The following is a 21,780-nucleotide window of genomic DNA, read 5'->3' on the forward strand; positions in this document are numbered from 1 at the left end:
GAGCGTCGGTGCGGGAGCGGCCGGGTCGGGTCCGACGACGCCGGTCACGAGCGCACCAGCGGTGAGCCGTCGGGGGCCGGGTCGGCGGGCGCTCGGGGCGGCGGCGGTGCAGTCGATACGGCCGGAGTGGTCGGTCCGGTCGGTCCGGTCGAGTCGGTCGGGTCGGCCGAGAGCACCGCCCGGTACGCCGGCACCGTGGCCAGCAGTTCGGTGTGCGGACCGACCGCGGTGATCCGCCCCTGTTCCAGCAGCGCGACCCGGTCGGCGAGGGCGATGGTGGACGGCCGGTGCACCACCAACAGCGCGGTCGTGTCCCGCAGCACCCGCTTCAACGCGGACTCGACGAGCGCCTCGGTGTGCACGTCGAGCGCGGAGAGCGGATCGTCGAGGACGAGTACGGCGGGCCGGACGAGCACCGCCCGGGCCAGCGCCAGACGCTGCCGCTGGCCGCCGGAGAGGGAGAGCCCCTGCTCGCCGAGGCGGGTCCGCAGACCCCACGGCAGCTCGTACGCGAACTCGGCCTGAGCCAGCGTGAGTGCCGCCCGGACCTCGTCCTCCCCGGCGTCGGGACGACCCAGGGTGAGGTTCTCCCACACCGACATGGAGAACAGCGTCGGCTCCTCGAAGGCCATCCCGACCAGCCCACGCAGCGAGTCCAGCCGCAGGTCCCGCACATCGTGCCCGTCCAGGGTGATCCGGCCGCCCGTCACCTCGTGCAGCCGAGGCACCAGCGACAGCAGTGTGCTCTTGCCGCTGCCGGTGGCACCGACCACGGCAAGCGTCTCGCCCGGCTCCACGGTCAGGTCGACGCCGCGCAGCACAGCGGAGGTGCTGCCCGGGTAGCGGAACGTCACCGCCTCGAAGCGCAGCCGCCCGCGCACCGCCGCGCCGGACAGGGCCACCGCACCGGGCGCGTCGACGATGCTCGGCGCGGTGTCCAGCACCTCCTGGATGCGGTCGGCGGCGGTGGCCGCCTCCTGCCCGTTGGCGATGATCCAGCCGAGCGACTGCACCGGCCAGATCAGCATGAGTTGGAGGCTGACGAACGCGACGAGCTGACCGATGGTGAGCCGACCGGTGGCGACCGCCGCCGCACCGGCCACCAGCACCACGCCGAGCGTCAGGTTGGGCACCAGGTCGAGCAACGCGGAGGTACGGGCGAGCAGCCGCCCCTTGCCCACCCCGGTGTCGTGCAACGCCCGGGTGCCGCCCGCGAACCTGGCCGCCAACTGCGGCCCTCGCCCGTACGCCTTCATGGTGCGCAGGCCCTGGGCGGTCTCCTCGACCAGGGTGGCGACATCGCCCTGCTGGTCCTGCATCCGCCGCGACGCGGTGTGGTAGTGCCGGCCGAAGCGTCGCGCGATCAGGAACAGCGGCACCGCGCTGGCCGCCACCAGCAGCCCCAGGACCGGGTGCAGCCGGATCAGCAGCACCACCACGACCAGGTAGGTGACCACGTTGAGGACGAGGAAGAACAGTCCGAAGGAGAGGAACCGGCGCAGCACCGACAGGTCGCTGGTGATCCGGGACAGCAACTGCCCGGACGGCCACCGGTCGTGGAAGCTGGCCGGCAGCCGTTGCAGGTGGGCGTAGACGTCGGCGCGGATGGTCGCCTCCATCGCCACCGAGGACGACGACTGCACCCAGCGTCGGATGAAGATCAGCAGGGCTTCGGCCAGCCCGAGCGCCAACGCGAGCCCGCCGAGTTCGAGCAGCCCCGGCAGATCCCGCTCGGCCACCGGACCGTCGACCACCCGCTGGGCCACCAGCGGTACGGCGATGCCTGCGGCGGTGGCCGCGAGCCCGGCCACCATCAGCCAGGCGAACTCGGTGGCGTGCGGGCGCAGGTATCGCCGCAGCCGCCACAGGTTACGCAGCGGATGTCGCCCGACCTCGCCCCGGTCGGCCGGGCCGCCGTCGCTCCCCGCAGCCACTACCCGACGGTAGCGGCAAACGTGGGGGTGCCGGTGTCGGCTTGTTGTCAGCCATCTCGCCCTGTCGGACGGTTGTCCACAGGAGAGGAATCACGGCTGCGGACATCCTGGTCCGGCTGTCAGGATGGCGCGACTCGGCGTCCGTCGCGGCGCGCCCTCCTTCCTCAACGGGCGGCCTCGTGCGCCAGCAGCCACTCCTTCACGGGCAGCCCCCAGCGGTAGCCGCCCAGCGTGCCGTCGGTGCGCAGCACCCGGTGACACGGGACGAAGAGGGCGGCGGCGTTCCGTGCACAGGCCGCTGCGGCGGCGCGGATCGCAGCGGGACGTCCGGCCAGGCCCGCGTACGCGGTGTAGGTGACCGGCTCGCCCGGCTTCACCTCGCGCAGCACCTGCCAGGCGTGCGCCATGAACGCACCGTCGGTGTGCTGCTCGACCGGCACCGCATCGATCGCGGCCAGGTCACCGTCGAGGTACCCGGTGACGGCGGCGGTGACCGGGCCGAGTTCCCGGCGCTGGCGCAACGCACCCCGCAGACGGGGATGGACCAGCGGCAGCAGGGCATCCGGATCGGCGGTGAAGCCGGCGGCCCGTACCGCTCCGTCCGGACCGGCGAGGACGGTGAGCGGACCGACGGGCGTGTCCATCGTGGCGTGGTCGACGGCCGCGCTGCTCGGGTTCTGCGAGATGGGGTTCACACTGTTCTCCAAGGTCGGGTTCATGCTGCTCTCCACAGTCGGATCACCGCGTACGAGCGCCAGGGGCGCCACGCGGTGGCGTACGCGTCGAGGGTCGTCGGGTCGTCGGGCAGGCCGAGGGCGGCGGCACCTCGGCGTACCGCCAGGTCGGTGGGGAGGAATGCGTCCGGGTCGCCGAGCGCGCGCATCGCCAGGTAGCCCGCCGTCCACGGGCCGATCCCCGACGTCGCCGTCAACCGCCGGGCGGTCTCCTCCCGGTCGCCACCCGGCGCCAGGTCGAGCCCACCCTCGACGACCGCCCGAGCCACCCGCCGGATGGTCTCCCGCCGGCCCACCGGCATCCGGAAACCGGCGTCCGGCACCCGCAGGATCTCCTCCGCCGAGGGGAAACCGCACAGCCAGCCCTGCCGCTCCCGCAGGTGCTCGACGGCCCGATGGCCCTCGCCCGCACCGACTCTGCGGTTCGTCCTCGCCCCGGCCCTGCCACCCGCATCGGCACTGTCACCTGCCGCCGACCAGTCGCCCGCTTCGGCCCGGTCGCCAGTCGGCCGGTCGCCGGCACCGGCCGTACCGTCGGGCGGGGCGCCGGGGATCGCGGCGAGCAACCGGGTGAGCGTGGTGCGGGCCGAGGCGAGCGAGACCTGCTGGGTGGCGACGGCCCGGACGACCGTCTCGAAGCCGTCCACCGCACGCGGAACACGGATGCCGGGCTCGGCGGCCACCGGACCGGCGAGTGCCGGATCGGCACCCAGGGTCTGGTCCACCGCGACCGGGTCGGCGTCGAGGTCGAACAGGTGTCGGCAGCGGGCCACCGCCGGGGCGAGATCCCGCAGGTCGGTCAGCCGCAGCGTGGCCAGGACGTGCCCGTCCGCCGGGGTCAGCGCGGCCTCGCCGGGGCCGTGGGGCAGCCGCAACCCCCGGCGGTACGTCCCGTCGCGCACCTCGTCCACGCCGGGCAGCGTGCGCCGGTCCAGGAAGTCGAGCAGCGCGGCGGCGTGCAGCGGCGGACGGTACGCCAACCGCACGGTGACCGTCCCCGCCCCGCCCGTGTCGGGCCGGCGGGCACTGCGCAACTGGGACGGGGCTACCCCGAAGACGTCTCGGACGGTGTCGTTGAACTGCCGGACGCTGCCGAACCCGGCGGCGAAGGCGATCTCGGCCAGGCCCAGCCCGGTGGTCTCGATCAGCGTCCGGGCGGTCTGGGCCCGCTGCGCCCGGGCCAGCGCCAGCGGGCCTGCACCGAGTTCCGCCCGGAGCATCCGGTGCAGGTGCCGTTCGGTGTACCCGAGCCGGGCCGCCAGCCCCGGTACGCCGTCACGGTCGACCACGCCGTCGGCGATTAACCGCATCGCCCGGCCCACCACGTCGGCGCGGACGTCCCACTGCGGGGAGCCGGGGGAGGCGTCCGGCCGACACCGGCGGCAGGCCCGCAGACCGGCCCGCTGGGCCGCCGCCGAGGACGGGAAGAACCGGACGTTGTGCCGCTTCGGGGTCACCGCCGGACAGGACGGCCGGCAGTAGATCCCGGTCGAGGTCACGCCGGTGTAGAACCAGCCGTCGAACCGCTGGTCGCGGCTGTCGACAGCCCGGTAGCACCGCTCGAAGTCCAGATCCACGTCACCGATGATGCGCCTCCCCACCGACCTCCGGCTGGCGGGATTCGGACCCGGTGGTAAGGAGGGGACCCCTGCTAACGCCTCGTGTATAGGAAGGGTCCCCTCCTTACATAAACCCCCGGCGCGAGCTGCGGGAAGTGGGGGACGGGGAGTGCGGGGCGCGGGGAAAGTGTCGGTTGTGGTCGGTAGCGTGCGGCCACCAACTCAAGAAGGGGCGCGGTGATGGCGAGCGTGGCGGGTCGGGCGTCGGCGTCGAGGCAGGGGCACCCCCCGCTGGACGAGGTCGTCGTCCAACGCTTCTACGAGCGGATGCGCGTGGTCGCCCCGGCGGCGGTCGGCGCCATCGAGCGGGACCGCGCCGACGACCCGGGGCGCACCTTCGGTGACACCGCCTGCGGTCGCCTGGTGCGGTCGTTGGACAGCGACGGCGTACGCGCCCTGGGCATGTGGGTGCACCACTGGTGCATGCGCTTCTACGACGACGACACCCGGACCGCGCTACGGCTGCTCCGGGAGATCGCCACCCGGCCGGCGTTGGGCTGGACGGCCGACGAGGTGCACTGGATGCTCGGCGAGTCGCACGGCGCCGCCCCGACCGCCGACGCCCGGTTCACGCTGCCGCTGGCCGCTGCGGCCGAGTTGGCCCCGGGTTCGCTGCGGGTCGACACGCTGGTGCCTCGACAGGCCGGCCCGACCCGGCGAAGCTGACCCACCGCTGACCGTGCTCGGCGGGTGACGGCGTAAGCTGGCTCGTCGTGAGTCTCACCATCGGCATCGTCGGCCTGCCCAACGTCGGCAAGAGCACCCTGTTCAACGCGCTGACCAAGAACGACGTGCTCGCCGCGAACTACCCGTTCGCGACGATCGAGCCCAACGTCGGCGTGGTCGGGCTGCCGGACGAGCGGCTGGTCAAGCTCGCCGAGATCTTCAGCTCGCAGAAGGTGCTCCCCGCCCCGGTGTCGTTCGTCGACATCGCCGGTCTGGTGCGCGGCGCCTCGAAGGGGCAGGGGCGGGGCAACGCCTTCCTCGCCAACATCCGCGACGCCTCCGCCATCTGCCAGGTGGTGCGGGCCTTCTCCGACCCGAACGTGGTGCACGTCGACGGCAAGGTCTCCCCGGCCGACGACATCGAGACGATCAACACCGAGCTGATCCTCGCCGACCTGCAGACCCTGGAGAAGGCGCTGCCCCGGTTGGAGAAGGAGGCCAAGCTCCGCAAGGACCGGGCCGCCGCGGTGACCGCCGCCAAGCAGGCCGTCGAGGTCCTGGACGGCGGCACCACCCTGTACGCGGGCGCGGCGGCAGCCAAGATCGAACTGGAGCACCTGCGGGAGCTGCACCTGCTCACCACCAAGCCGTTCCTCTACGTCTTCAACGTCGACGAGGCCGAGCTGAACAACGCCGAGTTCCTCGACGAGTTGCGGGCGCTGGTCGCCCCGGCCGAGGCGGTCTTCATGGACGCCAAGATCGAGTCGGAGCTGGTGGACCTGCCCGAGGACGAGGCCCGCGAGCTGCTGGAGTCGATCGGGCAGTCGGAGCCGGGGCTGGACCAGTTGGTCCGGGTCGGTTTCCGCACGCTCGGCCTCCAGACGTACCTCACCGCCGGCCCCAAGGAGGCACGGGCCTGGACCGTCCCGGTCGGCGCGACCGCGCCGGAGGCCGCCGGGGTGATCCACTCCGACTTCCAGCGCGGCTTCATCAAGGCCGAGGTGGTCTCCTACACCGACCTGGTCGAGGCCGGTTCGATGGCGGCGGCCAAGTCGGCGGGCAAGGTCCGCATCGAGGGCAAGGAGTACGTGATGCAGGACGGCGACGTGGTGGAGTTCCGCTTCAACGTCTGACCCGGCTCGGATCGTGGCGGTGTAGCTGGTCCAGCCTCGGCGTGTCGGACAGGTGCACTGCCACGCCGCTTGAGCGTGGATCGCTCGGAAACGGTCAGCCCGTCAGTCTGCTTCGCTCCAGGTGGTGGAGGAACTGGCCGTGCCCGGACCGTTGACGAAGGTCGCGCCGCCGCCGATGGTCGCCCAGATCCCGGCCGTGCAGCGGCAGGCAACCGCCGCCCAGCAGCCGGGCGCCAAACGGCGCGTCTATCCGACGAACTTCACCTGAGGCAACGGTGCGGTGGGGTGTCAGCCGGCGCGCAGCGCGTCGTCGAGGGCGGTTTCGCGCTCGCCGAGGTGCACCGGGTCGCGGCCGGAGAGTACGTCCACCGCTGCCTTCAGGCCGGCGCCGTACTCGCGGGTCGAGCTGATCCGCCAGGTCCGGTCGTTGGACACCCGCACCGTCTCGTCGCCCACCCCGTTGGCGTCGACGCCGAGATGGCGGCAGACCGTGACGGCCCGGGCCAGGTGGAACGACTGGGTGACCACCGTCGCCCGATCCACGCCGAAGATCCGCTTGGCACGGGCGCAGGAGTCGTACGTGTCGAAGCCGGCGTAGTCGAGCACCACCTTCTCGGCGGGAACTCCCCGGTCGACGAGCCAACGTTGCATCGCCTCGGGTTCGTTGTAGTCGTGGCGCATGTTGTCGCCGGAGACGAGGATGGCGCGTACCTTGCCGGTGGCGTACAGCTCGCGGGCGATCTCCAGCCGGGCGCTGAGGAACGTCGACGGGGTGCCGTCCGGCTGGACCCGGGTGCCCAGCACCAGGGCGACGGGGGCCTCGGGCACCTCGTCGGCGGTGTACGTGCGCCCGTCGGCACCGGAGCGGATCCAACCGGTGCTGGCCCAGGCACCGCCGGTCAGCAGCACCACACCGGCCGCACCGGCCAGCGCCGTGCGGCGCAGCCAGCGGCCCCGGCCGTTCTCCCGGATCCGGCGCAGCCGGGCTGACACGGCGGTACGGATCGGCATGTGATCGATTATCCCAGCCCCGAGCCACCCACCCCCACCCCCTCACCCCGCCCACCCCACCGTCCCGCCCACCCCCGCCGCACCAGATCTGCGTCGATCATGGAGTTGTGGACGTGTACACGGCCGCTTTGTGGGTTTTTGGGTCTGCCACAACTCCATGATCGACGTAGTGGGTCGGCGGGGCGGGTGCGGGTGTGGGCGGCGCGGGGGTCGATCCGTGCCCGCACCAGTCGTCAGCCGAGCCGGTAGACGGAGACGTGCGAGGTGCTGTCCGGCCCGAACGCCGAGCGGTCCCAGTCGGCGTACCGTTCGGCGAGGTGGAAGCCGGCCTGCCGCGCCATCTCGTCGATCTGCTCCGGCCACATGTACCGCATGGCGAACGGGTGCAGGTGTACCCCCGTGCCGTCGAAGGTGACGGTCTGCCGGAGGAACGTCTGCGCCTCGCGGTCGTACCGGTGCACCCGGATGGCGACCGAGTCCTCGGCCACCCCCCAGGGCCGGACCTGCTCGTCCCGGTCGATGTCCGCCGGATCGGGCACGTACGTCTCGACGACGAACGTCCCGCCCGGCTCCAGCACCCGCGCGACGTTGCGGAAGCAGTCCGCCTGCCGTTCCTCGCGGGTGAGGTTGAACAGCGTGTTGAAGACCAGGAACACCAGCCGGTACGGCCCGGTGACCCCGGGTACGTCCGCCATGTCGCCGATGGACACGGGGATGTCCACGCCGCCCGGCTTGCCGCGCAGTTGCGCGACCATCTCGGGTGACGCCTCCACCCCCTCGACGACGCAGCCGTGCGTGGCGAGCGGGAGGGCCACCCGACCGGTGCCGATGGCGAGTTCCAACGCCCGACCGTCACCGGCCAGGTCGGCGAGGAACGCCGCCGCCGGCATCGGGTCGGGCAGTCCACCGGGCAGGTCGTAGGTGTCGGCCCAGAACCGGCCGAAGTGCCCCGGGTCGTCGAAGACCGACATCAGCGGCCTCCGGTGGTGCTAGTGGTGCCGTACGGCACCTCGATCGTGGGAAACCACGTACTCACGAAGCCTCGTTTCGACGGAGTCGGTGACTGTGGGTCGCTGCACGTGCGTCGTGGCGTACCTCATGTCGGTCGAGCCCCCTTCGATCGTCAGGCGGTGATTCCTCGACCAGCCAAGCCGGGCCGGTGGTGAGTGGCAACCCGTTTTCCGGCGCGTGGGTGCCGCGCCGGTCGGTCAGCTGATGTAGTGCAGGATCACGTTGTGTACGTGGTGACTCTTCTGGTCACCCCGGAACTCCACCTCGTAGGTGTGCGTGCCGACGTGGATGGCGATGGCGCCGGTGGAGAAGAACGAGCCGCCCCAGGACTTGTTGCTGACCACGCTCACGCTGGTGATCTTCGAGTACGGGATGCTGGTGATCGCGTACTTCTTGCCGATGAACGAACGGTCCTGGATGATCACGCGTCGATCGGTCAGCCCGATGAACCCGGTGCCGGTGCCGACGGCGTCGTAGACGGCGATGATCTGTTCCCCGTCGAGCAGGCCACTCTGGATCTGCTGGAACTGCTCCTTGCGGTCGTACGTCGCGTTCGTCATGTACTCCACGGTAGGTGGCCGACGCCAACCACAAGATCCGCCAGGTCAGCCCGGCGGGGCGTCCCGGTTGGCGTCCTCGGCGGCACGGACGAACTCGCGGACCCGGGCGGTGGTGTTGCTCTCCAGCCAGACCAGCCCGCGCAGGATCGGTGGTGCGTCGGCGATCGGCACGTACGTCACGTCGGGGCGCGGGTAGTAGCGCCGGGTGTCTTCGCCCACCGGCAGCACCCCCTGGCCCATCGCCACCAGGGTCAGCATCTCGGAGAAGGTGGCGCCCGCCGGCCCCTTCGGCACCGGCCGACCGGCCGGGGTGTGCTCCGGCGTACGGTCGCGCTTGAACGCCGCCGACGTGACCGCCGGGTACTGGACGACCGGGTGGCTGGTCCGGGCGAACAGCGGCGCGCCGATCCGGTGCTCCAGCTTCTTGACCACGTGGCTCACCCGGCCGGTGCTGACCCGTAGGCGCTCGGCCGTCCGGCCGAAGTGCAGTTCCTCGACGAGGGTCAGGAAGGTCTCGATCTCGTACCGCTCCAGCACATCCGCATCCCATCGTTGACCAGGGCGCAACGATCGTACGGTGATCGGCTCTTGGTCGGTGGCGTCGGACGGCGCATCGTGAACGGCATGAACACGACTTCCTCCGACCCGACACCGGCGGTGCGGGTCACCGGTTTCGACCACGTGGTACTCAACGTGGCAGACGTCGAGCGATCCCTCGACTTCTACTGCGGTGTGCTCGGCCTGGCCCCGGTCCGGGTGGACCAGTGGCGGGCCGGGCAGGTGCCGTTCCCGTCCGTCCGGATCAGCCCGGAGACCATCATCGACCTGGTCCGGCGGGATCGGGGCAGCGCCAACGTCGATCACTTCTGCCTGGTCGTGGCACCGCTGGACTGGCAGCGGGTGATCGACTCCGGTGTCTTCACGATCCTCGAAGGCCCGGTCGGGCGATTCGGCGCGCGTGGCGAGGCGGTCTCGCTCTACGTCCGTGACCCGGACGGCAACTCGGTCGAGCTGCGGGCGTACCCGCAGGATGCCGAAGCCTGAGCGGAGTGTCGGGGGCCGCTGGTCAGCTCAGGCGGTCCTCGCCCGGCTCCGCCACCGCACGGTAGGCGTCCTCGATCCGGGCGGCCAGCAGGACCTCACCCTCGGTGAGGGGTTCGTTGTTGTGCCCGACCCGGATCTGGGTGTGGTCGGCCTTGCGGCTGATCTCCGGTCGTAGGTGCAGCGCGTCGGCGACCACCTTGACCCGTTCGGTCAGGGCCGCGTGCTGCGTGTCGTCTATGACCAGAGTGCGCCGAATCTGGTCGCCCTCGCGCGTCCACCCGTTGAGTAGGGTGAGGGCGTCGCTGAGGTAGTCGTGCTTCGCTCGACCGCCGAACAGCGCCCGCATTACCGCACCTCCCAGGCTTCGTTGCCGGCTTGTGGCCAAATCGTCGCCGCCCCGTGTCTTGTCGGTGCCTCTAGTCTTACGTCACTCGGATGGTGTGTCCACGCCCACACTTCTTGGGATTCCTGGCCTGACGGTCGACCAAGCTACCCAAACCGCCGATTGATCTGGCACGCTGGACGCCCGTGCGGACCGAACGGGCTAATGGTGGCGGGCAGGCTGCCCGCAGGGACCCGAAGGTGATCGTCGGGGCGGCCATCATCGAGGACGGGCGAGTGCTGGCCTGCGCCCGATCGGCCCCACCCGAGGTCGCGGGTATGTGGGAGTTCCCCGGCGGCAAGGTCGAGCCGGGGGAGAGCGAGACGGCGGCGTTGGCCCGGGAGTGCGCCGAGGAACTCGGCGTACGCGTCGAGATCGGCGACCGGGTCGGCCGCAGTGTCCGGATGGCGCACGGCCGTTCGGTGCTCAAGGTGTACGCGGCCCGCCTGCTGCACGGTGACCGACCGCAGGCGTTGGAGCACTCCGGGATGCGCTGGCTCTCCGCCGCCGAGCTGGACTCCGTCACCTGGCTGCCCGCCGACGCCCCCATCGTCGCCGCCCTCCGCCCCCTCCTGGCCGAAATCCTCCCCCCACCGCCCACCGGACCACACCCGGCGTAGCCCCCGCCCCGCCCCTGCCCCGCCCGCCGCCCGCGCGTCGCTATCTCCGTGTCGATCAAGGGGATTTCGTCGGAGAGAGCGCTCACCGGAGACGCAAACTTCTTGATCGGCGGGGGCGGTGGGGGCGGTGGGGACGGTGGGGGGTGGGGCGGGGGTGGGGCGGGGGTGGGGGATGTGGGGGAGGGGCCGTGGCGGATGCCACGGCCCCTCCCACGCGTTGTGCTGGTCAGTGCTTCTTGTCGTCCTGCTCCGGGTGCGCGAAGTTGAGGTGCTCCGGGGGCAGCGGGAAGGTCACGTCGTCGCCGAAGGGCGAGGGTGCCGCCGCCCGGTCGAAGGTGAGCTCCGTCAGCGGCAGCTTGCCGCTCGCGTCGACCGCCGGGGCGGTCGGCCGGGGCACCTCACGGTGCCAGTTGACGCCCTGCTGGGCCTGCACCTCGGCGTCGGCGTCGTGGGAGCCGCCCGCGTGCGAGTGCACGCCGTGGCCGCCGGCGCTGGAGCGCACGGCGCCCGGACTGTGTTCGCTGGTCACGCTGGTCTGAGGCACCTGACCCCTCCGGAAGATCTTGCTACCGAGCCATACGAGTGGATCGTACCTGCGGTCGACGACCCGTTCCTTCATGGGGATGATCCCGTTGTCGGTGATCTTGATGTGCTCGGGGCAGACCTCGGTGCAGCATTTGGTGATGTTGCAGAATCCGAGACCCTGTTCCGCCTGCGCGTACTCCTTGCGGTCGGTCTTGGTGTCCAGCGGGTGCATGTCCAGTTCGGCGGCCCGGATGAAGTACCGGGGCCCGGAGAAGGCCGGCTTGTTCTCGTCGTGGTCACGGATCACGTGGCAGACGTTCTGGCACAGGAAGCACTCGATGCACTTGCGGAACTCCTGCGAGCGCTCCACGTCGACCTGCTGCATCCGGTAGTCGCCGGGGGCCAGGTCGGCCGGGGGAGCGAAGGCCGGGGTCTCCCGCGCCTTCTCGTAGTTGAACGACACGTCGGTGACCAGGTCCCGGATCACCGGGAAGGTGCGCAGCGGCGTCACCGTGACCGTCTCGTTCTCCTCGAACGTGGACATCCGGGTCATGCAGCCGAGCTTCGGCATCCCGTTGATCTCCATCGAACAGGAACCGCACTTGCCCGCCTTGCAGTTCCACCGGCACGCCAGGTCGGGCGCGTCGGTCGCCTGGAGACGGTGGAGCACGTCGAGGACCACCTCGCCCTCGTTCACCTCGACGGCGTAGTCCTGCAGGTCGCCTCCGTCGGCGTCCCCCCGCCAGATCCGGAAGTTGCGCTTCGTACCCATTCCTCAGCTCTCCTTCCCGGCAGCGTCGGCGGCGGCGACGGTGTCGAACTCGGCCAACTCCTCGTCGGTCAGGTACTTGGCCAGCTCGGTGCGGTCGAAGAGGCCGAGCAGTTCGGTCCGCATCTTCGGCAGCGGCTTGCGCTCCAGCCGGACGGTGTCGCCCTCCAGCGAGCAGACCAGGTTGACCCGTCGCCACTGCGGATCCATGGTCGGGTGGTCCTCGCGGGTGTGGCCGCCGCGCGACTCCCGGCGCTCCAACGCCGCCCTGGCGGTGCACTCCGAGACGACCAGCATGTTGCGCAGGTCCAGCGCGAGGTGCCAGCCGGGGTTGTAGCGCCGACCGCCGGAGGCGCTGACCTTCGCCACCCGCTCGCGCAGCTCGGCCAGCCGGACCAGCGCGTCCTCCAGTTCGGCCTCCCGCCGGATGATGCCGACCAGGTCGCCCATCACCGCCTGGAGGTCCTGCTGGAGGGTGTACGGGTTCTCGCCGGTGTCCCGTTGCAGCGGGGCCAACGCGGTCTCCACCGCGATTTCCACCGCCTCGACGGCCACCCGGGGTCGCCCGCCGAGTTGGTCGACGTAGGTGGCCGCGTGGCCACCCGCGCGCTTGCCGAAGACCAGCAGGTCGGAGAGGGAGTTGCCGCCCAGCCGGTTCGAGCCGTGCATCCCGCCGGAGACCTCACCGGCGGCGAACAGACCCCGCACCGAGCCGTGCGCGGCGCCGCTGTCCGGGTCGACCTCGATGCCGCCCATCACGTAGTGGCAGGTCGGGCCGACCTCCATCGGTTCCTTGGTGATGTCGACGTCGGCCAGGCCCTTGAACTGGTGGTGCATCGACGGCAGGCGGCGACGGATCTCCTCGGCCGGCAGCCGGGAGGCGATGTCCAGGTAGACGCCGCCGGCCGGGGTGCCCCGACCCTCCTTGACCTCGGTGTTGATCGCCCGGGCCACCTCGTCGCGGGGCAGCAGCTCCGGCGGGCGTCGGTTGTTGTCCGGGTCGTCGTACCAGCGGTCCGCCTCCTCCTCGGTCTCCGCGTACTGCTTGCGGAAGACGTCGGGGACGTAGTTGAACATGAACCGCTTGCCCTCGGAGTTCTTGAGCACGCCACCGTCACCGCGGACCGACTCGGTGACCAGGATGCCCTTGACCGAGACCGGCCAGACCATGCCGGTGGGGTGGAACTGGAGGAACTCCATGTTGATCAGGGTCGCCCCGGCCCGCAGCGCCAACGCGTGACCGTCCCCGGTGTACTCCCACGAGTTCGAGGTGACCTTGTAGGAACGGCCGACGCCACCGGTGGCGAGCACCACGGCGGGTGCCTCGAAGAGGACGAACTCGCCGGACTCCCGGTAGTAGCCGAACGCGCCGGCCACCCGGTCACCGTCGAGCAGCAGCTCGGTGATGGTGGTCTCGGCGAAGACCTTGATCCGCGCGTCGTACGAGCCGTGGTCGCGCTTGTCCTCCTGCTGCAACGAGACGATCTTCTGCTGGAGGGTGCGGATCAGCTCCAGGCCGGTCCGGTCGCCGACGTGCGCCAACCGGGGGTACTCGTGGCCGCCGAAGTTGCGCTGCGAGATCTTGCCGTCCTTCGTGCGGTCGAACAGCGCCCCGTACGTCTCCAGCTCCCAGATCCGCTGCGGTGACTCCTTCGCGTGCAGCTCCGCCATCCGGAAGTTGTTCAGGAACTTGCCGCCGCGCATGGTGTCACGGAAGTGCACCTGCCAGTTGTCCCGGCTGTTCACGTTCCCCATGGCTGCCGCCGCGCCGCCCTCGGCCATCACCGTGTGCGCCTTGCCGAACAGCGACTTGGAGATGATGGCGGTCTTCTTGCCGGCCAGCCGCGCCTCGATCGCCGCGCGCAGGCCGGCGCCGCCGGCCCCGATCACGACGACGTCGTAGTGGTGTCGTTCGATGCGGGTGGTGGTGCTCGGTCCGTGCTGAGGATTGGTCATGTCGGGGGCCCTTAGTTGATGAACCGCAGGTCGGAGATCCACCCGGCGGCGATCGACATGACGTAGAAGTCGGTCAGCGCCAACGTGCCGAGGGTGATCCAGGCGAGCTGCATGTGCCGGACGTTCAGCCAGGAGACGAAGCCCCAGGCCCGGTAGCGGACCGGATGCTTGGAGAAGTGCTTGAGCCGCCCGCCGATGATGTGCCGGCAGGAGTGGCAGGAGATGGTGTACGCCCACAGCATCACCACGTTGCCGACCAGGATCAGGTTGCCCAGGCCGAAGCCGAAGCCCTCCGGGCTGCGGAAGGCGGCGATCGCGTCCCACGTGTTGATCAGTGAGATGATCGCGGCGAAGTAGAAGAAGTAGCGGTGCGAGTTCTGCACGATCAGCGGGAACCGGGTCTCGCCGCCGTAGCTGGCGTGACCATCGGGCACCGCGCAGGCCGGCGGAGAGAGCCAGAACGACCGGTAGTACGCCTTGCGGTAGTAGTAGCAGGTCAGCCGGAACAGCAGCAGGAACGGCAGGGTGAACGCGGCGTCCGGGATGATCCACCAGCCGGGCAGGTACTGCCCGAAGTGCGACGCCTCCGGAATGCACCGGTCGGTCACGCAGGGGGAGTAGAACGGGGTCAGGTAGTGGTACTCCTCGACCCAGTACCACCGGTGCATGAAGACCCGGACCGTCGCATACGTGATCCACGCACCGAGCCCGATGACGGTGATCAGTGGCGCGAGCCACCAACGGTCCGTACGCAACGTCTTCGCCGCGATGGCGGCACGTGCCCGCGCCCCTCGCGGTTTCGGTTTCGTTGCCGATGATGTCATTCGCGTCGTCTCCCTGACGGGGCCCTGTCACGGGCGGCGGAACACTTCCGGTCGGCAGGCGGACCGGTCATCCCGCGCCCACGTGCCACGTCATGCGCACACCAACGACCGCACCGGGTTTCTCGGCGCAGCTAAGTGACACACGTTACGCCGATCTAGGCGGGCCGTCCGCGCAAGGCAGTGTCCCGTGTGTCCCGAACTTTGGAAAGCCTCTCGCCATGATCAATATGTGAGCGTCCGAAAAAGATCGACAAACGGGCGATGAGCTGGTCAGCCGGACGCCCCGCCGGTGAAGTTCCACTCGGCCAGCCGCAGCGACGGCGCCTCCCACCAGACGCCGTCGTACCGACCCGGCTGGCGTACCGCCCGGCGGCCCACCTCCAGCACCCCACCCGGCGCCAACGCCCGTGGGTACGACTCGGTGAACCGCAGGTCGCGCACCGCGCTGGTGACCTCGCCGTCCTCGATCAGCCAGAGCCCGTTGCGGGTCAGCCCGGTCACCACGAGACTCTTCGGGTCCAGGACCCGGGTATACCAGAGGTCGCTGACCAGCAGGCCACGCTCCGTCCGGGAGACCAGGGCCGCGGTGTCGGCGTCCACCACCGCCCCGGTCGGCGACACCGTCGCCCCGACCGACTCCACCGCCCCGGCGCGCCCGGACGGCACCAGCCGCAGGTTGCCCGGCATCGGGCCGAAGGTGGCGCTGCCGGGCGCGGCGTGACCGGTCGAGACGGTGCCCAGCTCGGCGGCGCTACGTCGGTCGTGCGCCACGGCCGTGGTGGTGCCCGCGTCCACCAGGGTCACCATCCCGGTCGGCGTACCCTCCAGGTCGAACGGCAGGCCGGTCGCCCCGAGCGGGTCGTCGACGAGCGTCACCGCCGGGTCGAGCTGGGCCGTTCCGGGCTCGGCGAACGACTGCCGCTCGGCGTACCGCTTGCCGTTGAAGCCGTACCAGGCGAGGTTCTGCAACAGGTCCGTCACCGCGGCCGGCTCCAGCACCACCGGGTAGCGCCCCGGCGCCAACTCGACCGGGTCGACCGCCGCCCGGGCCTTCGCGGCGGCATGCCGCCCGAGCACGGCGCCGTCGAGGTCGGCCAGCCGGTCGACGCAGTGCCGGGCCACCCCGTCCGCGCCACCGGCCCGTGCGATCCCGTCCATCGCCGCCTCCGCCGTGCGGCCCTGGGCGGTGTGCCCGGCCGAGTTGGCGAACGCCACCGACCGGGACGTGGTGCGGCAGTAGCCGGCCGTCTCCAACCCGTCGGCCGCGTCGACGAAGGCCCGCACCAGGTCGGCCCGCTCGTCCGGACCGGCGTCGGCGGTGGCGGCGTCCCACCGCGCCGGTGCCGGCATCTCGGTCGGCGGGGTCAGGCCGGGCCAACCCCGGTCGGGCGGGGTGAAGCGGGTCGCCGCCACCACCCGCTCCACCAGCGCCCGCAGGCCGTCGGCGCTGACCGTGCTGCCCACCCCGGTGGCGGTACGCCCACCCAGGTGCAGCCGAAGCCGGACCTCCACGGCGGACTCGGCGACGTTCTGGTGGATGGCCGAGTTGGCGAACCGGGTCAACGCCGCCTCGCCCCGGGCCACCGTCACCTCGGCCTGGGCGTCCGCGCCGCCCAGCCGGGCGACCAGCTCCACCACCCGCCCCGCCAACTCCAACTCGGTCATGCCGCCACTCCGCTCCGCTGCGTGTCGTCATGTGAGCTGAGCTTGATGATTCGCTCGCTCATGCGCGGACCCCCACCCGGACGCCGCGGAACCGGGCCGGTGCGGCCGGATGACCGGTGTGGCCGATCTGACCCGGCTGGCCCTTGCCACAGTTCGGGGTGCCCCACGAGACGATCTCCGAGGAGAGCATGTCCATCGAACGCCAGAACTGCGGCCCGATGCCGGTGTACGTGGGATTGCGGACCATCCGGCCACGTCGGCCGTTGCGGATCTCCCAACCGATCTCGCAGCCGAACTGGAAGTTCAGCCGCTTGTCGTCGATGGACCAGGAGCGGTTGATGTCCATCAGCACCCCCTCGTCGGTGGCGGCGACGATCTCGTCCAAGGTGTGCGGGCCGGGCTCCAGGCCCACGTTGGTCATCCGCACCATCGGCAGCCGGGCCCAGCCGTCGGCGCGTACGCTGCCGCCGTAGTCCAGGCCCGCGACGGCGGCCGAGTCGCGTCCGGCCAGCACGCCCACCCACCGTCCGTCGCGGACCGCGTCGCGCCGGACCGCCGGTGACCCCTCGTCGTCGTATCCGAAGCTGCCCAGCGCGCCGGGGATGGTCGGGTCGATGGTGATGTTCATCAGGTCGGAGCCGTACCGCAGCGAGCCGAGCTGGTCGAGGTCCAGCCAGGACGTGCCGGCGAAGGCCGCCTCCCAGCCGAGGATGCGGTCCAGTTCGATGGCGTGGCCGACCGACTCGTGGATCTGGAGCGCCAACTGCTCGCCGCCGAGGATCAGGTCGGTCTCGCCGGCCGGGCAGAGCGGCGCGGTCAGCAGTGCCCGGGACTCCTCCGCGATGCGGGCCGCGTGCGCGGTCAGCTCCAGTGAGTCGACCAGCTCCCAGCCGGTGGTGCCGTACTGCCCGCGGTAGCTGGGCCAGGACCGGCGCTGCGTCTCGCCGTCGCCGATGGAGGTGGCCGAGATGCCCGCCCCGCACTCGCGGATGTGCTGGTCGATACGGTGGCCCTCGCTGGAGACGAACCACTTCGAGGTGTCCCAGACCTGGTAGAGGCCCTCGGTCAGATCGGCGCCGTGTTCGGCCATCGTGCGGGTCGCGGCCACCAGCAGGTCGCCCTTGGCGGCCAGCGAGACGCCGAGCGGATCCACCTCGCAGGGTGAGGCCCAACTCGCCGTGGTCGGCGTCGACGACACCAGGTCCACCGGAGGGCCGGGCACCCGGGCGCTCGCTGCGGCGATCCGCGCCGCCCGCCGGCCGGCGTCGCGGGCGCTCGCGTCGGAGACGTCGGGTACGGCGTGGAAGCCCCAGCTCGACCCGACCAGCGCGCGTACGCCCAGGCCGAAGCTCTCGTCCTGGGTCAGTGCCTCCACCTCGCCGTTGCGGGCCGCCATCGACTCGTAGCGCCGCTGCATCACGCGGACGTCCGCGTACCGGGCGCCCGCGTCCAGCGCGGCCTGCACGGCGACCTCGGCCGCGTCGAACTCGGTCATCCCCGCACCCCGTCGTGCTCGCTCATGGCCCGACCCTAGGCCAGCCGACCGACGTGCGCGCGACGGACGGCTCGTGCCGTGCCGGGCCCTGAGGTGTAAGGAAGGGTCCCCTGCTATGCACGAGGCGTTAGTAAGGTGCCCTTCCTTACTCCAGCAGGTGCGTGCGGAGGAAGTCGAGTTCCAGGCGTAGGAGACGTTCGGCGAGCCCACCGGCGGCCAGGTGCGTCGCGCCGGTCAGCGGCAGCACCGAGTGCGGTCGGCCGGCGGCCAGCAGCGCGGCCGAGAACCGCAGCGTGTGCGCGGCCACCACGTTGTCGTCCACCATGCCGTGCACCAGCAGCAGCGGCCGGGCCTGCGCCGGGTCGGTGGGCGGCTCGGCGGCCATCTCCACCAGCGAGTGGTGCGCGTACACGTCCGGACCGTCGTCGGGCAGGCCGAGATAGCGCTCGGTGTACGCGGTGTCGTAGAGGGCCCAGTCGGTCACCGGCGCCCCGGCTATCCCGCACCGGAACAGCTCCGGGTGCCGCAGCACCGCCAATCCGGCCAGCCAGCCGCCGAACGACCAGCCGCGCACCCCGACCCGGGACAGGTCCAGGTCCGGGTGTTTGTCGGCGAGCGCGGTCAGCGCCTCCACCTGGTCGAGCAGGATCACGTCGGCGACCCGCCGGTGGATGGCCTTCTCGAACGACGGCGCGATGCCGGGCGTACCCCGGTTGTCGACGACCACCACCGCGAAGCCGGCGTCCGCCCACCACTGCCGTTCCAGCCAGGCCGCGCGGGCGGCGACCACCTCCTGGTGCCCCGGCCCGCCGTACACGTCCAGCAGCACCGGCAGCCGTCGGCCGGTGACATGGTTGTCCGGATAGAGCACGGCCGAGGGCAGGCGTCGGTCGGTGACGCGTTCCAGCAGCGGCAGCGGAGAGTACCGGGGGGTGGCCGCCAACGACCGGAGCACGCCCACCTCGCGGTCGCCCTGCCGGACCGTCCACCGCACGCCCGCGTGGTCGAGCGAGGCGACGCCGATGACCAGCACGTCCCCGCCGACCGCGCCGTGGTGCCAGCCCGCGTCGCTGGTCAGCCGCCGGGCGTCGACCCCGCCGCCGATGCTGGTGCGGACCCGGAACAGGTGCTGCTCGCTGGGCTCGCCGTCGCTCGCCTCGACCAGCAGGTCCGCCGGGCCGGTGCCGGTGGCGAGCCGACCCACCACCCGGCGGACGTACAGCGAGGGCGGGGTGAGCAGGGTGCCGTCGGCGAAGAGACACCGCGCGTCGTACCCGTCGTGGGCGAGTTCGCCGCCGACCAGCACCCGCCCGTCCGGCAGGTGTGCGGGGGTACCGGCGATCGGCTCCACCCAGCGCGGGTCGGCCAGTTCGGCGTGCACCTGGGTCTCGCCGGTGCGCGGGTCGACGGCGAGCACCAGCCCGTGCTGCTGCGCGCGGCGCAGCACGGTGATCAGCGGGGCGCCCTCGGCCCAGTGCACCGCGGTCAGGTACGGGTAGGTCTCCCGGTCCCAGTGCACGTCCACCCAGCCGCCGTCGAGGTCGAGCAGGTGCAGGCTGACCTCCGCGTTGGGGCCGCCGGCCACCGGGTACGCGACGCTGACCGGGGGGCTGGCCGGCTGCGCCGGGTCGTGCAGGTGCCAACGGGGCAGCCGGGACTCGTCGACCCGGGCGGCCAGCACCGAGCGGCCGTCCGGTGCCCACCAGTAGCCCCGGTGCCGGTCGAACTCCTCCGCCGCGATGTGCTCGGCCAGTCCCCACAGCACCCCGGAGTCCTCGCCGGCCAGGATCGTGTCGGTGCCGTCGACGTCGACGACCCGCAGTTCGCCCCGGCGCACACCCTCGGCGGCGTCGGTGACGTACGCGAGTCGCGCGCCGCTCGGGTCCGGTCGGGGGTCGAGGACCGGGCCGGCGGTCGGGACCTCGATCACGTCGCCGTGTACCAGGTCGGCTCGGAACAGGCGGCCGGCCAACGCGAAGACCGCCACCCGGCCGGCGGCGTCCAGGGCGTACGACCCGATGCCGGCGGCGGAGAGCCGCAGCCGTTCCCGAAGGGCCCGTTCGCCGGGGCTCAGCGCGGCCGGGTCGGCGTCCTCGCCGAGCAGCGTGGCCGGGTCGGCGACCAGCCGTTCCTCGCCGCTCGCCACGTCGAGTTGCCAGAGCGCGTCGGCCGGGTCCTCCGGCCCCGCGGAACGCAGGAAGACCACCCGGGCCCCGTCGTCGGCCACGGAGACGGCGCGTGGCGCCCCGTGGCTGAACCGGCGGGTGCGGGCGGCCAGCTCGGGAAAGTCCACAGGCCAGATCGTATGCGGCGGCCGAGCGTGATGTGCCGGACCCGAGCGGACGCGTCAGGACTGATCGGGGAGAACCGCCGGTTAGAGTGACCCTCGTGACGACGCTGCCCGACCGCCGCCTGTTGCTGGTCCACGCGCACCCTGACGACGAGTCCATCGGCACCGGTTCGACCATGGCGCACTACGCCGCCACCGGTGCCCACGTCACCCTGGTCACCTGCACACTCGGCGAGGAGGGTGAGATCCACGTGCCGGAGCTGGCCGGGCTCGCCGCCGCCGAGGCCGACCAGCTCGGCGGGTACCGGATCGCCGAGCTGGCCGCCGCCTGCGCCGAACTCGGCGTGGCCGACCACCGTTTCCTCGGTGGCGCCGGGCGCTACCGCGACTCGGGGATGATGGGCCTGGCCACCAACGACCACCCACGTGCCTTCTGGCAGGCCGACCTGGACGAGGCCGCGGGCCAACTGCTGGAGGTGATCCGGGAGGTACGCCCGCAGGTGGTGATCACCTACGACGAGAACGGCTTCTACGGTCACCCCGACCACATCCAGGCGCACCGGGTGGCGATGCGGGCCGTCGAGCTGGCCGCCGCCGAGGGGATCGCCCCGGCGAAGGTCTACTGGACGGCGATGCCGCAGAGCGTCCTGGAGGCCGGGATGACGCACTTCGAGGAGTCGTCGGATAATCCGTTCGCCGGCATCGAGAACGCGACCGACCTGCCCTTCTGCACGCCGGACAAGGACATCGCGGCGCGGATCGACGCGACCGAGCAGCATGCCGCGAAGGAGGCGGCGATGCGGGCGCACGCCACCCAGATCCCGGCCACCTCCTGGCTCTACTCGATCGCCGGCAACTTCGGCGCCGAGTTCATGGGCGTGGAGTACTTCACCCTCGCGGTGGGGGCCAAGGGGCCGGGCACCGGCCCGTACGGCTGGGAGTCGGACCTCTTCGCCGGGCTGGAGACCGCCGACGGCCCGGATCGGACACCGGTCGGTACGGCCGGTCTCCGGTGACCGTGCCCGCCGCGATGTCGGTCGCCCCGCCCGGACACCAGCCGCCACCGCCCGCGCGGGCCTGGCGGCGGCCCGTGGACATCGGCCTGCGGACGCTCGGGGGGCTGGTGGCCCTGGTCGCCGGGGCGGTGACGGCGGTGCTGGAGCTGCTGCTGGCCCCGCTGCGGGTCGGAGGCCACCTGGTCGGGGTGGCGGTGCTGGTGGCCGTGCTCGCGAACATCGTGCTGAGCTGGTTCGCCATGGAGACGGTGGGATCCCGGTGGGCGGTGCTGTTGCCGGCACTACCGTGGGTCGTGATCATGGTGGCCGCCGCCGACCGGACCACCGAGGGCGACGTGCTGCTGGTCGGTAACTGGGTGGGGCTCATCCTGGTGGTGGCCGGGTCGATGACCTTCGCGGTGATGGCGTTCCGGTCGATCCTCGCGCCGAACCCGCCGTCCAGGCGGTACTGACGCCACGCCGCCCCGGGTGATAGACATTCCTGCCAAGGAGGCCCGCCACCGGGGCGGGCGGTACGGCGGGAGGC

20 protein-coding genes and 1 pseudogene are annotated in these 21,780 nt (G+C 71.7%); 7 read left to right on the forward strand and 14 right to left on the reverse strand.

The window, feature by feature from the left end:
• Positions 1 to 44 precede the first annotated feature (44 nt).
• The 3 genes and pseudogenes from ACIBMZ_RS02960 to ACIBMZ_RS02970 all read right to left on the reverse strand — a co-directional run.
• Entirely contained in the window at positions 45 to 1,934 is a 1,890-nt protein-coding gene (locus tag ACIBMZ_RS02960; protein ID WP_396690452.1) for an ABC transporter ATP-binding protein, read from the reverse strand.
• Positions 1,935 to 2,098: 164 nt separating this feature from the next.
• A complete protein-coding gene (locus ACIBMZ_RS02965) occupies positions 2,099 to 2,578 on the reverse strand; it encodes a methylated-DNA--[protein]-cysteine S-methyltransferase (RefSeq protein WP_396690981.1) in 480 nt (159 codons plus the stop codon).
• 158 nt (positions 2,579 to 2,736) lie between these two features.
• A pseudogene (locus ACIBMZ_RS02970) lies at positions 2,737 to 4,245 on the reverse strand (AlkA N-terminal domain-containing protein); the annotation flags it as partial.
• Positions 4,246 to 4,467: 222 nt separating this feature from the next.
• Here ACIBMZ_RS02970 and ACIBMZ_RS02975 point away from each other — a divergent pair.
• From ACIBMZ_RS02975 to ACIBMZ_RS02985, 3 genes are all read left to right on the forward strand, one after another.
• Complete coding sequence (locus ACIBMZ_RS02975) at positions 4,468 to 4,953, forward strand: hypothetical protein (RefSeq protein ID WP_396690453.1); 486 nt, start codon at positions 4,468 to 4,470, stop codon at positions 4,951 to 4,953.
• 47 nt (positions 4,954 to 5,000) lie between these two features.
• Entirely contained in the window at positions 5,001 to 6,086 is a 1,086-nt protein-coding gene (ychF, locus tag ACIBMZ_RS02980) for a redox-regulated ATPase YchF (protein WP_396690455.1), read from the forward strand.
• Positions 6,087 to 6,210: 124 nt separating this feature from the next.
• Positions 6,211 to 6,354, forward strand: coding sequence for a hypothetical protein (locus tag ACIBMZ_RS02985; RefSeq protein ID WP_396690457.1), 144 nt, complete (start codon positions 6,211 to 6,213; stop codon positions 6,352 to 6,354).
• Positions 6,355 to 6,374: 20 nt separating this feature from the next.
• Here the strand turns inward: ACIBMZ_RS02985 and ACIBMZ_RS02990 are convergent, their stop codons facing one another.
• The 4 genes from ACIBMZ_RS02990 to ACIBMZ_RS03005 all read right to left on the reverse strand — a co-directional run bounded on the left by ACIBMZ_RS02990 (position 6,375) and on the right by ACIBMZ_RS03005 (position 9,205).
• Entirely contained in the window at positions 6,375 to 7,097 is a 723-nt protein-coding gene (locus ACIBMZ_RS02990; RefSeq protein ID WP_396690459.1) for a vancomycin high temperature exclusion protein, read from the reverse strand.
• A gap of 233 nt (positions 7,098 to 7,330) precedes the next feature.
• Positions 7,331 to 8,068 (reverse strand): class I SAM-dependent DNA methyltransferase, encoded by a 738-nt coding sequence (locus ACIBMZ_RS02995; RefSeq protein ID WP_396690460.1) that lies wholly within the window; start codon positions 8,066 to 8,068, stop codon positions 7,331 to 7,333.
• A gap of 237 nt (positions 8,069 to 8,305) precedes the next feature.
• Positions 8,306 to 8,668, reverse strand: a complete 363-nt coding sequence (locus tag ACIBMZ_RS03000) for a PH domain-containing protein (protein ID WP_117226445.1) — start codon at positions 8,666 to 8,668, stop codon at positions 8,306 to 8,308.
• Between the two features lie 45 nt (positions 8,669 to 8,713).
• Positions 8,714 to 9,205, reverse strand: a complete 492-nt coding sequence (locus ACIBMZ_RS03005) for a LysR family transcriptional regulator (protein WP_396690462.1) — start codon at positions 9,203 to 9,205, stop codon at positions 8,714 to 8,716.
• Positions 9,206 to 9,292: 87 nt separating this feature from the next.
• On the opposite strand from ACIBMZ_RS03005, the gene ACIBMZ_RS03010 reads away from it, so the two are divergent.
• The gene (locus tag ACIBMZ_RS03010) at positions 9,293 to 9,712 is read left to right on the forward strand and encodes a VOC family protein (protein WP_396690464.1); all 420 of its coding nucleotides are present in this window, start codon (positions 9,293 to 9,295) and stop codon (positions 9,710 to 9,712) included.
• Between the two features lie 22 nt (positions 9,713 to 9,734).
• On the opposite strand, the gene ACIBMZ_RS03015 is transcribed toward ACIBMZ_RS03010, so the two are convergent.
• Positions 9,735 to 10,058: a 4a-hydroxytetrahydrobiopterin dehydratase gene (locus ACIBMZ_RS03015; RefSeq protein WP_396690466.1), complete on the reverse strand. Its 324-nt coding sequence runs from the start codon at positions 10,056 to 10,058 to the stop codon at positions 9,735 to 9,737.
• A gap of 182 nt (positions 10,059 to 10,240) precedes the next feature.
• Between ACIBMZ_RS03015 and ACIBMZ_RS03020 the strand changes: the two genes are divergently transcribed.
• Positions 10,241 to 10,714 (forward strand): (deoxy)nucleoside triphosphate pyrophosphohydrolase, encoded by a 474-nt coding sequence (locus tag ACIBMZ_RS03020; protein ID WP_396690468.1) that lies wholly within the window; start codon positions 10,241 to 10,243, stop codon positions 10,712 to 10,714.
• Positions 10,715 to 10,940: 226 nt separating this feature from the next.
• On the opposite strand, the gene ACIBMZ_RS03025 is transcribed toward ACIBMZ_RS03020, so the two are convergent.
• The 6 genes from ACIBMZ_RS03025 to ACIBMZ_RS03050 form a co-directional block, all read right to left on the reverse strand.
• Positions 10,941 to 12,011, reverse strand: a complete 1,071-nt coding sequence (locus ACIBMZ_RS03025; RefSeq protein ID WP_396690470.1) for a succinate dehydrogenase/fumarate reductase iron-sulfur subunit — start codon at positions 12,009 to 12,011, stop codon at positions 10,941 to 10,943.
• A 3-nt stretch (positions 12,012 to 12,014) separates the two neighbouring features.
• A complete protein-coding gene (locus tag ACIBMZ_RS03030) occupies positions 12,015 to 13,964 on the reverse strand; it encodes a fumarate reductase/succinate dehydrogenase flavoprotein subunit (protein ID WP_396690472.1) in 1,950 nt (649 codons plus the stop codon).
• A gap of 11 nt (positions 13,965 to 13,975) precedes the next feature.
• Positions 13,976 to 14,788, reverse strand: a complete 813-nt coding sequence (locus ACIBMZ_RS03035) for a hypothetical protein (protein WP_350692664.1) — start codon at positions 14,786 to 14,788, stop codon at positions 13,976 to 13,978.
• A gap of 270 nt (positions 14,789 to 15,058) precedes the next feature.
• Positions 15,059 to 16,453: a TldD/PmbA family protein gene (locus ACIBMZ_RS03040; RefSeq protein ID WP_396690474.1), complete on the reverse strand. Its 1,395-nt coding sequence runs from the start codon at positions 16,451 to 16,453 to the stop codon at positions 15,059 to 15,061.
• A 58-nt stretch (positions 16,454 to 16,511) separates the two neighbouring features.
• Positions 16,512 to 17,948 carry a TldD/PmbA family protein gene (locus ACIBMZ_RS03045; protein ID WP_396690476.1) on the reverse strand — a complete coding sequence of 479 codons (1,437 nt, stop codon included), beginning with the start codon at positions 17,946 to 17,948 and terminating at the stop codon, positions 16,512 to 16,514.
• 145 nt (positions 17,949 to 18,093) lie between these two features.
• A complete protein-coding gene (locus ACIBMZ_RS03050; RefSeq protein ID WP_396690478.1) occupies positions 18,094 to 20,241 on the reverse strand; it encodes a prolyl oligopeptidase family serine peptidase in 2,148 nt (715 codons plus the stop codon).
• A gap of 86 nt (positions 20,242 to 20,327) precedes the next feature.
• Here ACIBMZ_RS03050 and mshB point away from each other — a divergent pair, with 86 nt between their 5' ends.
• Both mshB and ACIBMZ_RS03060 read left to right on the forward strand, forming a co-directional pair.
• A complete protein-coding gene (mshB, locus tag ACIBMZ_RS03055) occupies positions 20,328 to 21,254 on the forward strand; it encodes an N-acetyl-1-D-myo-inositol-2-amino-2-deoxy-alpha-D-glucopyranoside deacetylase (protein WP_396690480.1) in 927 nt (308 codons plus the stop codon).
• A 14-nt stretch (positions 21,255 to 21,268) separates the two neighbouring features.
• Entirely contained in the window at positions 21,269 to 21,706 is a 438-nt protein-coding gene (locus ACIBMZ_RS03060; RefSeq protein ID WP_396690983.1) for a hypothetical protein, read from the forward strand.
• Positions 21,707 to 21,780: the final 74 nt, after the last annotated feature.

The organism is Micromonospora sp. NPDC049900 (assembly GCF_044461025.1).
Classification (GTDB): Bacteria; Actinomycetota; Actinomycetes; order Mycobacteriales; family Micromonosporaceae; genus Micromonospora.

Bases quoted from the DNA above. Each gene is read 5' to 3' on its own strand.
- ACIBMZ_RS02965 (WP_396690981.1), bottom strand. From the start codon at position 2,578: ATGGACACGCCCGTCGGTCCGCTCACCGTCCTCGCCGGTCCGGACGGA.
- ACIBMZ_RS02975 (WP_396690453.1), top strand. From the start codon at position 4,468: ATGGCGAGCGTGGCGGGTCGGGCGTCGGCGTCGAGGCAGGGGCACCCC.
- ACIBMZ_RS02990 (WP_396690459.1), bottom strand. From the start codon at position 7,097: ATGCCGATCCGTACCGCCGTGTCAGCCCGGCTGCGCCGGATCCGGGAG.
- ACIBMZ_RS02995 (WP_396690460.1), bottom strand. From the start codon at position 8,068: ATGTCGGTCTTCGACGACCCGGGGCACTTCGGCCGGTTCTGGGCCGAC.
- ACIBMZ_RS03000 (WP_117226445.1), bottom strand. From the start codon at position 8,668: ATGACGAACGCGACGTACGACCGCAAGGAGCAGTTCCAGCAGATCCAG.
- ACIBMZ_RS03010 (WP_396690464.1), top strand. From the start codon at position 9,293: ATGAACACGACTTCCTCCGACCCGACACCGGCGGTGCGGGTCACCGGT.
- ACIBMZ_RS03015 (WP_396690466.1), bottom strand. From the start codon at position 10,058: ATGCGGGCGCTGTTCGGCGGTCGAGCGAAGCACGACTACCTCAGCGAC.
- ACIBMZ_RS03025 (WP_396690470.1), bottom strand. From the start codon at position 12,011: ATGGGTACGAAGCGCAACTTCCGGATCTGGCGGGGGGACGCCGACGGA.
- ACIBMZ_RS03030 (WP_396690472.1), bottom strand. From the start codon at position 13,964: ATGACCAATCCTCAGCACGGACCGAGCACCACCACCCGCATCGAACGA.
- ACIBMZ_RS03035 (WP_350692664.1), bottom strand. From the start codon at position 14,788: ATGACATCATCGGCAACGAAACCGAAACCGCGAGGGGCGCGGGCACGT.
- ACIBMZ_RS03040 (WP_396690474.1), bottom strand. From the start codon at position 16,453: ATGACCGAGTTGGAGTTGGCGGGGCGGGTGGTGGAGCTGGTCGCCCGG.
- ACIBMZ_RS03045 (WP_396690476.1), bottom strand. From the start codon at position 17,948: ATGACCGAGTTCGACGCGGCCGAGGTCGCCGTGCAGGCCGCGCTGGAC.
- ACIBMZ_RS03060 (WP_396690983.1), top strand. From the start codon at position 21,269: ATGTCGGTCGCCCCGCCCGGACACCAGCCGCCACCGCCCGCGCGGGCC.